This window comes from Holdemanella porci (genome assembly GCF_019052655.1).
Taxonomy (GTDB): Bacteria; Bacillota_I; Bacilli_A; order Erysipelotrichales; family Erysipelotrichaceae; genus Holdemanella; species Holdemanella hominis.
Map to the genome: position 1 here is coordinate 1 of NZ_JAHQVB010000071.1, position 9289 is coordinate 9289.

The 9289-nt window shown below is 33.7% G+C and carries 10 protein-coding genes; 7 read left to right on the forward strand and 3 right to left on the reverse strand.

Features of this window, described 5'->3' with window-relative positions:
• The first annotated feature begins 121 nt into the window (after positions 1 to 121).
• Together KTQ83_RS10185 and KTQ83_RS10190 are read left to right on the forward strand one after the other, a co-directional pair.
• On the forward strand, positions 122 to 1882 hold the full coding sequence (locus KTQ83_RS10185) for a M3 family oligoendopeptidase (protein WP_217256749.1): 1761 nt from the start codon (positions 122 to 124) through the stop codon (positions 1880 to 1882).
• Positions 1883 to 1969: 87 nt separating this feature from the next.
• On the forward strand, positions 1970 to 2749 hold the full coding sequence (locus KTQ83_RS10190; protein WP_117926837.1) for a hypothetical protein: 780 nt from the start codon (positions 1970 to 1972) through the stop codon (positions 2747 to 2749).
• A gap of 14 nt (positions 2750 to 2763) precedes the next feature.
• Here the strand turns inward: KTQ83_RS10190 and KTQ83_RS10195 are convergent, their stop codons facing one another.
• From KTQ83_RS10195 to KTQ83_RS10205, 3 genes are read right to left on the reverse strand one after another with little or no spacing between them, the layout of a single operon-like run.
• Entirely contained in the window at positions 2764 to 3405 is a 642-nt protein-coding gene (locus KTQ83_RS10195; RefSeq protein ID WP_217256750.1) for a GGDEF domain-containing protein, read from the reverse strand.
• Positions 3406 to 3657: a PDC sensor domain-containing protein gene (locus KTQ83_RS10200; protein WP_117926098.1), complete on the reverse strand. Its 252-nt coding sequence runs from the start codon at positions 3655 to 3657 to the stop codon at positions 3406 to 3408.
• Positions 3591 to 4199: a PDC sensor domain-containing protein gene (locus tag KTQ83_RS10205; protein WP_217256751.1), complete on the reverse strand. Its 609-nt coding sequence runs from the start codon at positions 4197 to 4199 to the stop codon at positions 3591 to 3593. The genes KTQ83_RS10200 and KTQ83_RS10205 overlap by 67 nt, the downstream gene beginning before the upstream one ends.
• Before the next feature lie 244 nt (positions 4200 to 4443).
• On the opposite strand from KTQ83_RS10205, the gene KTQ83_RS10210 reads away from it, so the two are divergent.
• From KTQ83_RS10210 to KTQ83_RS10230, 5 genes are read left to right on the forward strand one after another with little or no spacing between them, the layout of a single operon-like run.
• A complete protein-coding gene (locus KTQ83_RS10210; RefSeq protein WP_117926100.1) occupies positions 4444 to 4701 on the forward strand; it encodes a TM1266 family iron-only hydrogenase system putative regulator in 258 nt (85 codons plus the stop codon).
• Positions 4694 to 5737, forward strand: coding sequence for a [FeFe] hydrogenase H-cluster radical SAM maturase HydE (hydE, locus tag KTQ83_RS10215; RefSeq protein WP_217256752.1), 1044 nt, complete (start codon positions 4694 to 4696; stop codon positions 5735 to 5737). The genes KTQ83_RS10210 and hydE overlap by 8 nt, the downstream gene beginning before the upstream one ends.
• Before the next feature lie 17 nt (positions 5738 to 5754).
• On the forward strand, positions 5755 to 7203 hold the full coding sequence (gene hydG, locus KTQ83_RS10220; RefSeq protein WP_117926104.1) for a [FeFe] hydrogenase H-cluster radical SAM maturase HydG: 1449 nt from the start codon (positions 5755 to 5757) through the stop codon (positions 7201 to 7203).
• Between the two features lie 2 nt (positions 7204 to 7205).
• Positions 7206 to 8378: a [FeFe] hydrogenase H-cluster maturation GTPase HydF gene (gene hydF / locus KTQ83_RS10225; protein ID WP_217256753.1), complete on the forward strand. Its 1173-nt coding sequence runs from the start codon at positions 7206 to 7208 to the stop codon at positions 8376 to 8378.
• Complete coding sequence (locus KTQ83_RS10230) at positions 8379 to 9194, forward strand: M55 family metallopeptidase (protein ID WP_186999689.1); 816 nt, start codon at positions 8379 to 8381, stop codon at positions 9192 to 9194.
• The last annotated feature ends 95 nt before the right edge of the window (positions 9195 to 9289 follow it).

The following is a 9289-nucleotide window of genomic DNA, read 5'->3' on the forward strand; positions in this document are numbered from 1 at the left end:
AACTCACATTGGTAAGCCGTATGCCTTAATAGGGCACGTATGGTTTGATAAGGGGTGGCAGAATTTAAATTCTGCCGCCTACTTTCTTATGGTATAATTTAATAAATTGGAGGAAATTGATATGAATTCAGAATGGTCATTAGACATATTGTACAAGGGATTTGATGATCCTAAATTTAGTGAAGATCTAACATCTTTTGAAAAGAAGGCAAAAGAATTGGATGAACTTTCAAAGACTTTAAGTCATGAAAATGAAAAGAAAGATCTTCTTCAAATTGTTAAAGTATTAGAAGAGTTTGAATTATTAGAAAAACATTTGAGTTGCTTTGGATCTTTGAGTCAATCCACAAATACGGCGAATGCGAAAGCGGCAGCAGCCATTGATAAAGTAGCTACTATCGCAAGTACAGCCAGTAAGGCTATGGCAGTATTCTCTCGCTATATTGCGGATATGAAGGATTTAAACAGCTATTTAGATTGTCCAGAACTTTGTGAATACAAATATTTTTTAAATGATATTCACGAAAGCGGAAAATATTTGTTAAGTGAAGACGTAGAAGAGGCACTTGCCAAAATGAATATTTCTGCAGGTTCTGCTTGGGAGAAGCAACAAAGTCTACTCACAAGTTCATTGGAAGTAGAATATGATGGTAAAAAGTTACCTTTGGCATCGGTTCGTAATCTAGCGTATGATGTAGATAAAGAAGTTCGTAAAGCTGCCTATGAAGCTGAACTTAAAAGTTATGCACCTATTGCGGATGCAGTAAGTTTTTCTTTAAACAACATTAAACTACAAGTGATTACCGAAGCTAAAATGCGTGGCTATACAAGTCCAATGGATATGACGCTACACCAGTCTCATGTATCCCAAAAAACATTAGATGCACTTCTTAGTGCAATGCAGAAATACTTGCCAGTATTCCATAAGTATTTGAAAAGAAAAGCTGAAATGTTAGGGTATGAAAATGGCCTTCCATGGTATGAATTATTTGCGCCAATTGGAAAATCAGCTACGACAAGTTTTACTCCAGAAACTACAAAAGAATATTTGGTTAATCATTTTAGACCATTTTCTGATGACTTGGCCGATATGATGGAAGAAGCTTTTGACAATAACTGGATTGATTTTTATCCACATAAAGGAAAAGTTGGTGGAGCTTTCTGCTGCAATATGCCGTTTGTGAAACAATCACGCGTATTAACTAATTTTGATGGAGGACTTGGTGACGTAGTTACTTTGGCTCATGAACTTGGACATGCATATCATGGATTAAACATTGAAAGTCATAGACCATTAAATTGGGAGTATTCTATGCCAGTTGCAGAAACGGCAAGCACATTCAATGAAAATATCATTATGAATGCAGTGATTGATGAAACAGAGGATAAAGAAGTTAAACTAGGTTTGATTGAAAATCAGCTTCAAGACTTATGTCAGATCATCTGTGATATTTATTCTCGTTACTTATTTGAAAAAGCCGTATTTGACAGAAGAAGTGATGAGTTCTTATTCAAGGATCAGTTGAATGAAATTATGTTGGACGCACAAAAACAAGCTTATGGCGATGGACTTGATCCAAATTGTTTACATCCATATATGTGGGTTTGTAAATCACACTACTATTCTTCAGATCTAAGTTATTATAACTGGCCATATGCTTTTGGTGGATTGTTTGCGCGAGGCTTAGTTGTGAAATATCAAGAGATGGGTAAAGAAAAATTCGTTCCTAAATACAAAGAGATGTTACACACAACAACGGTTGCATCGGTAGAAGATACAGCTAAAGTATTGGGTGTTGATTTAACGGATGAAGCTTTCTGGATTTCTGCATTAGAAACCGCAAAATCAAGAATTGAAGAATTTATCGAATTGTCGAAATAATTACTTGGAAACAAGCAATTATTTCTGCAAAAGTTTACAAATGATGATATAATCTATTGCGTTCGAATTTTTTCAAGGAGAGATTTAATGAGTACAGAAATGTTGATGAAAAATAGAGAACGTTTTATTAAAAACGTAAACAGTAATGAGAATGGTGCAGCCGCCCTTTCTTTAAGATTATTTTGTTACGCTAGATTTATGGCAGTAAAAAACCCGTATGCAGAAACGCATGACTGGGTATATGAAAACGAATTGACAAGTGTCCAAGCTAATCAATATGTATTCCGCTTACTGGATGGAAGTACAGAAAGACCATCTATGGATATGTTGATTCGTAAATTAAAAAGTGTTCGTTTGGTTCGTGATAGTGAAATGAATGGTAGAAAAATTTATGTTATCAAGTTCACGGATATCGAAATGGAAGAATTGATGAACAAGAGCATTATTGATAAGCCAAGCGAAAAGTTATTAAAAGAAAAGAAGTCTTCTGTAAAGAAAGAAAGAGAAGAAGTAGTAAATTCATCTTGGAAGGACATCTTTTTGAAAAATAGTAAAGGTGAGAACTTACAGATGTTACGTTTCTGGTTCTATATTCAATATAATGCTGAAAAGAATGGCAAGAAATATGTTTCTAGAAGCCTAGCGTTAAGTGAAAGTGCAATTGAATATGTGTATAGGGGTATCCCTAAAAGAATGGAAGTTTTGCAGGATTTATTTGCACAAATGAAACAGATGAAGCTGGTTAAAGAAGATGTAGTTAAAAACGAAATAGTAGTTCGTCCAGCTAAACTAGAAGGCTTAGAAATCAAAAATTATATTAAGGATAAGCCTGTTGATTTAATGAGCTTTAATTACACGAATGTATAAGAAAACGACGAGATTTAGTTCTCGTCATTTTTATATATTTTATAATTGTTTTTGCCTGTTCGTTTTGTTTGATACAAGGCTTGATCGGCATGGTGATACAGTTTCATAAAGGTTGTTCCATTAGGGGCAAAGGCAATTCCAATGCTGATTGATAATTTGAAATCTTTTAATTCTTCAATCTTTAATTCATTGACTTTTTGAAGTAGAGACTGAATTCTAGATTCAGCAATATTTTCATCTTGAATTAGAATAATAAATTCATCTCCTCCAATTCTTCCAACAATATCACTCTGTCTAAAATGATTCTTAAAGAGTAAGTCCAAGTTTTCTAAGACTTTATCACCTATCGCATGACCATAATTATCATTAACGGATTTAAGGGCATCTACATCAAGCATCAAGAAACAACAATGTTCTTTATTATTTAGTTTTTGATCAATGAGTTTTTGCGTTGTTTCCTTATTGAAAATGGAAGTTAATGGATCAATTTCAGATAAATGAATCAAATACTTATTTTCTCTTGAACTTGAATGAGCTAAATACACTATAAGACTCAATACGATCAAGCCTAAAAATGTTGCCAATAAAGTTTCATAGTGAATAATAAATGTATATGATTCTTGAGCTGCATGAACCGGTACGATATAGCCGACCATCTAATCATTGATTTTTAGCGGGGAATAAGCTAAATATAAAGATTCTTTCTTTTTTGTTTGAGTTAAGATAAGATCTGATTTTTGTTTCTTAAAGTCGGTTTTGATTTTCTTTTGATTACAGACATTAAATAAATTATCGACTATATTTAGCTTATGCTTTTTTTCATACTGTTTATCTTTAGTGATTAGATTTCCATCTTGATCGACAATAAAACTTTTTCCTTGTTCCTCAAACAGATCATCAAACAACATATTGCTAGTTTTATGACATTGTAAGAACCGCCTACTACACCAATGACTTGTCTAACTCTAAAGATGGGCACGCATAAAATAACACGTGTTTTTTGATCAACACTACTTTCTAATGGATCTGAAAGAGATTGATTGCCTTGCATAGATTCTTTAAAATATCGACGATGAGCTACATTTTTTATGACTTCATTATCATACAAAGCATTTCCATTTGGATCGATGATTGCTGTTCGATTTAAATCTGTATTATTCATAAAGTCTTGAATTAAAGAAACATTATCCTCTGAAAATAAATCTTGAGATTTAGATAGTTCTTGTGTAAGTACATTTAAATAGGAATAGTTGATATTTAATATTGTATTTAAATGCTCACTTCGCCTTACAACATTGATAATCGGAGTTTTTCTAGAATTATTTTCAACCGTAATTGAAATGCCGTTAAAGAAGATCACGATTCCCATAATCAAAGTCAAAATGAAAGTGATAATTGTGACAATATAGTTCGTAATGAATTTTTTTCTTGGAAAATAAGGATCTTTCATATGGGAACTTCTTCTTCTAATTATATCAAGAATTATGTTAAAAGAGTATTAAATTATATACAACTAACTATTCTTTGTGAAATCTATCACATTTTCGTGTATTATATAAGGTATAAAGAAAATTGCTCCCAACATTAAGAGAATTCTGCGTGAAAGGTGCTTATAAGAAATTTGTAAGTAGAACTATGGCTATGCTCTTTTTGTGTGTGGAGTATGGCTTTTTTTCTTTAAGAAGGAGATGAATATGGAAACACGTGTTGCCGTGATGGGAATTATTGTAGAAGATACAAATGCAGTGAATCTATTGAATGAAATTCTTCATGAATATAGTGAATATATTATTGGAAGAATGGGAATACCTTACAAACAAAAACATATAAGCGTAATTTCAATTGCGTTAGATGCCCCACAAAATACAATTGCTGCTTTGGCAGGTAAATTAGGAAATATACAAGGAATTAGTGTGAAAACAGCCTATTCCAATGTGATTAGCCATGATTGAAGCATATCGATTGATTGATAAACTTGAAAGAGAACACTCTTTAAGTTTATTAGAATATAAAACTTTAATTGAAGCTGAAAATGATGCTTTACGCCTATATGCTGCTAATAAAGCGAAAGAACAAGCTACGTTAATATATGGGAATTCAGTTTATGTACGTGGACTTATTGAAGTGGGAAATTATTGTCGCAACGACTGCTTCTATTGTGGGATTCGCAAGTCCAATTTAAATTGTGATCGCTATATATTAGTCGAAGAAGATATTCTGCATTGCTGCAAAGAAGGTTATGAACTTGGTTTTCGCACTTTTGTTTTGCAAGGTGGCGAAGGAATTTATAAAAAGGATTTTGTCACAAATGTAGTTCAAAAGATTCGTAGTGAATATCCAGATTGTGCGATTACCCTTTCTTTAGGTGAAGAAGATAGAGATACATTTAAGGCTTGGTTTGATGCGGGAGCCAATCGTTATTTATTAAGACATGAAACGGCAAGTAAAAATCATTATGCAAAGCTGCATCCAAAAAATATGTCTTTTGATCATCGTATGCAGTGTTTAAAAGACTTAAAGGAAATTGGATATCAAGTAGGATGTGGCTTCATGATAGGTTCACCTTATCAGACCAGTGAAACTTTGGCGATGGATTTGAAGTTTATTGAAACATTTAAACCTGACATGTGTGGTATTGGTCCTTTTATTTCGCAAAAGGATACACCGTTTAAAGATATGACGTGTGGAACTTTGAATCAAACTTTATTCTTATTGTCTTTGATTCGTTTGATTCAACCAAACATTTTACTTCCTGCTACAACAGCTTTAGGAACGATTGATCCTCAAGGAAGAGAAAAGGGAATTCTTGCGGGAGCCAATGTAGTTATGCCTAATTTATCGCCGGTGAGTGTCAGAAAAAAATATGCATTGTATGATAATAAAATTTGTACAGGCGAAGAGAGTGCAGAATGTAAAGATTGTTTATCAAGGCGTATGGATTCAATAGGATACAAGATTGTAACTGATCGTGGAGATATTAAAAAATAAAAGAGGAGATATAAAAAATGAGTAATTATAACCCAAAATCATTAAAGGCAGAAGAATTTATTAGTCATGAAGAAATTCTTGAAACAATTGAATATGCCGAAAAGAACAAACATAATGTTGAATTGATTGATCAAATTTTAAATAAGGCTCGTCCACAAAAGACAGAGCATGGTGTTCATTGTGAGGGTTTAACACACCGTGAAGCAAGTGTACTTTTAGCTTGTGACATTCCTGAAAAAGTAGAAGAAATGTATAAGCTTGCCAATGAAATTAAACAAGCATTCTATGGTAATCGTATTGTGATGTTTGCCCCATTATATTTATCAAATTATTGTGTAAATGGATGTGTATATTGTCCTTATCACATGAAGAATAAACATATTAAACGTATTAAATTAACACAAGATCAGATTCGTGATGAAGTTATAGCGCTACAAGATATGGGACATAAACGTTTAGCTATTGAAGCAGGCGAAGATCCAGTACACAATTCAATCGAATATATCTTGGATTCTATTAAAACTATTTATTCGATTCAACACAAGAATGGTGCAATTCGCCGTGTCAATGTAAATATTGCGGCTACAACGGTAGAAAACTATCGTAAATTAAAGGAAGCTGGAATAGGAACTTATATCTTATTCCAGGAAACATACAATAAAAAGAGTTATTTAGAGTTGCATCCAACAGGACCTAAACACGATTATGACTATCATACAGAAGCTATGGATAGAGCCATGGAAGGTGGAATTGATGATGTTGGATTGGGTGTATTATTTGGTTTGGAAGGCTACCAATATGAATTTGCCGGCTTAATGATGCATGCAGAACACTTAGAAGCTGTTCACGGTGTAGGTCCACACACAATTAGTGTGCCTCGTGTAAAACATGCAGATGATATTGATCCAGAAGCGTTCGATAATAGTTTGGATGATGAAATCTTTGAAAAGATTGCAGCATGTATCCGTATTGCCGTTCCATATACTGGAATGATTATTTCTACACGTGAATCTCAAGAAGTTCGTGAAAAAATGCTTCACTTAGGTGTATCTCAAATTAGCGGGGCAAGTCGTACATCTGTTGGTGGATATACAGAAGAAGAACGTCCTCATGATTCAGAACAATTTGATGTATCTGACCAAAGAACATTAGATGAAGTTGTGAACTGGCTGATGGAGTTAGGTTACATTCCATCTTTCTGTACGGCATGTTATAGAGAAGGAAGAACAGGAGATCGTTTCATGTCTTTGTGTAAGACAGGGCAAATTCAAAATTGTTGTCATCCTAACGCATTGATGACTTTATGTGAATTTTTAGTGGATTATGCGAGTGAAGATACAAAGAGAATTGGTTTTGAGTTGATTGAAAAAGAATTTAACAAGATTCCAAATGCGAAAGCTCAACAAATTGCTCGTGACAATGTGGATGCGATCAAGTCAAGCAATCGTAGAGATTTCAGGTTCTAATTATGTCTAATTTAAATAGTACGATAAGCGCAAATCGTACACACATTGGATTTTTCGGTTTAAGAAATGCTGGAAAATCCAGTGTAGTCAATGCGATTACCAACCAGAGTATGTCTTTAGTTTCTAATATAAAGGGAACTACGACAGATCCAGTAAAGAAATCAATGGAAATCTTGCCGATTGGACCTGTTGTGATTGTGGATACGCCGGGTATGGATGATGAAGGTGCTTTGGGTGAATTGAGAATCAAAAGAACGTTAGAAGTTTTAAAAACAATGGATATGGCCGTATTGGTCGTTGATGCGAATGTAGGTCTACAAAAAATAGATTTGGATTTGATTGACATGTTTAAAGAAAATAAATTACCTTATTTTATAGTTTTTAATAAGTGTGATTTGATTGAAGAAAAGAAAGAACTGGCTTCTAATGAAATCTTTGTGAGTGCTCTAAACAATGACAATATAGATGGATTAAAGCAATTGTTGGCTAGTGTCGCAAAGAAACAGAAAGAAAAGACAATTATTGGTGATTTAATTGATTCGGGCGATGTTATTGTGCTTGTTATTCCAATTGATCAATCGGCTCCTAAAGGAAGATTGATTTTGCCTCAACAACTTGTATTAAGAGATATTTTAGATCATCATGCGATTGGTATGACTTGTCAGGTAGAAGAATTGGATGCAACCTTAAAGAAGGTTACTCCAAAACTGGTTATTACAGATTCCCAGGCTTTTAACAAGGTAAGTCAAATCGTAGATAAATCTATTCATTTAACTTCTTTCTCTATTCTTATGGCACGCTTAAAAGGAAGCTTATCTACAGTGCTTGAAGGGGCCAATCAATTGGATCATCTTCAAGATGGGGATTGTGTATTGATTAGTGAAGGGTGTACGCACCATAGACAGTGTGGTGATATTGGTACGGACAAGCTTCCAAAATGGATCTTGAATTATACAAAGAAGAATATTACGTTTGAATTTACTTCTGGACAAGGATTTAAAGAAGATCTTTCGAAATATAGTGTTGTGATTCATTGTGGTGCATGTATGTTGAATGAAAAAGAAGTGCAGTCACGCGTAAAAGAATGTAAGAAACAGCATGTGCCATTCACAAATTATGGTATTGCGATTGCGAAAATGAACGGAATATTAGATCGTTCTGTAGAGGTGTTTTAGATGAAGAAAATATATATATCAGCCGATATTGAAGGTATTTGGGGAAACAGCAATCCGGCAAATACATCTAAGAATGGATACTTATATTCTGAATATTGTACAAATATGATGAATGAAGTAAATCTTGTGATTGATTTATTGTTTCAAAATGGCGTAGAAGAAGTTGTGGTCAATGATAGTCATGGAAATATGGATAATCTTCTTCCTTCAAAATTAGATCCTAGAGCTGCTTTTGTGTCCGCAAATGGAGCTTATAAGGAATTTGGGATGATGGAAGGTTTAGATGATTCTTTTGATGGAGCATTATTTATTGGATATCATTCTCGCTGTAACTCATCAGGCGTTATGGCTCATACGATTTGGGGTACTATGGTACGAAAAATTGTAGTAGATGGGAAAGAACTCGGGGAAAGTGGCATAAATCGATTGTTGGCAAACGAATTTGGAGTGCCAGTTATCTTAGCAAGTGGTGATAGTGAATATGGTAAGCAGGTAGAAGAAGAACTTGGTTGTGTATTTGTGGAAACAAAGAAAACATTAAACAATCAGTGTGCTTTGTGTTGTAGCTTTAATGAGTTGAAGAATAGATATACATATGGCATTCAAGAAGCTTTAAAAGCAGATGAAAAACCAGCTATATCTTCATCTCACACAATGGAAATAACATTCCATCATAGTCGAAATGCGGATTTTGTATCTCGTATGGACAATGTAGAAAAGATGGATGATTGTACGGTTCGTATCAAAAAAGAAACATATAAAGATTTATATGCCTTGATGCGTTTTGTGATTAAAGTATGTAATGCGTATGCCTAAAATAAGAAAACCATTCTAGTGTTGGCGTCTAGAATGGTTTCTTTTTGTTTATTATTATTTTTTTAGGAGAGAGATATGAATATTGGTTTATTTCT

Bases quoted from the DNA above. Each gene is read 5' to 3' on its own strand.
- KTQ83_RS10205 (WP_217256751.1), bottom strand. From the start codon at position 4,199: ATGAAAGATCCTTATTTTCCAAGAAAAAAATTCATTACGAACTATATT.
- KTQ83_RS10185 (WP_217256749.1), top strand. From the start codon at position 122: ATGAATTCAGAATGGTCATTAGACATATTGTACAAGGGATTTGATGAT.
- KTQ83_RS10190 (WP_117926837.1), top strand. From the start codon at position 1,970: ATGAGTACAGAAATGTTGATGAAAAATAGAGAACGTTTTATTAAAAAC.
- hydE (WP_217256752.1), top strand. From the start codon at position 4,694: ATGATTGAAGCATATCGATTGATTGATAAACTTGAAAGAGAACACTCT.
- KTQ83_RS10210 (WP_117926100.1), top strand. From the start codon at position 4,444: ATGGAAACACGTGTTGCCGTGATGGGAATTATTGTAGAAGATACAAAT.
- KTQ83_RS10230 (WP_186999689.1), top strand. From the start codon at position 8,379: ATGAAGAAAATATATATATCAGCCGATATTGAAGGTATTTGGGGAAAC.
- hydF (WP_217256753.1), top strand. From the start codon at position 7,206: ATGTCTAATTTAAATAGTACGATAAGCGCAAATCGTACACACATTGGA.
- KTQ83_RS10195 (WP_217256750.1), bottom strand. From the start codon at position 3,405: ATGGTCGGCTATATCGTACCGGTTCATGCAGCTCAAGAATCATATACA.
- KTQ83_RS10200 (WP_117926098.1), bottom strand. From the start codon at position 3,657: ATGTTGTTTGATGATCTGTTTGAGGAACAAGGAAAAAGTTTTATTGTC.
- hydG (WP_117926104.1), top strand. From the start codon at position 5,755: ATGAGTAATTATAACCCAAAATCATTAAAGGCAGAAGAATTTATTAGT.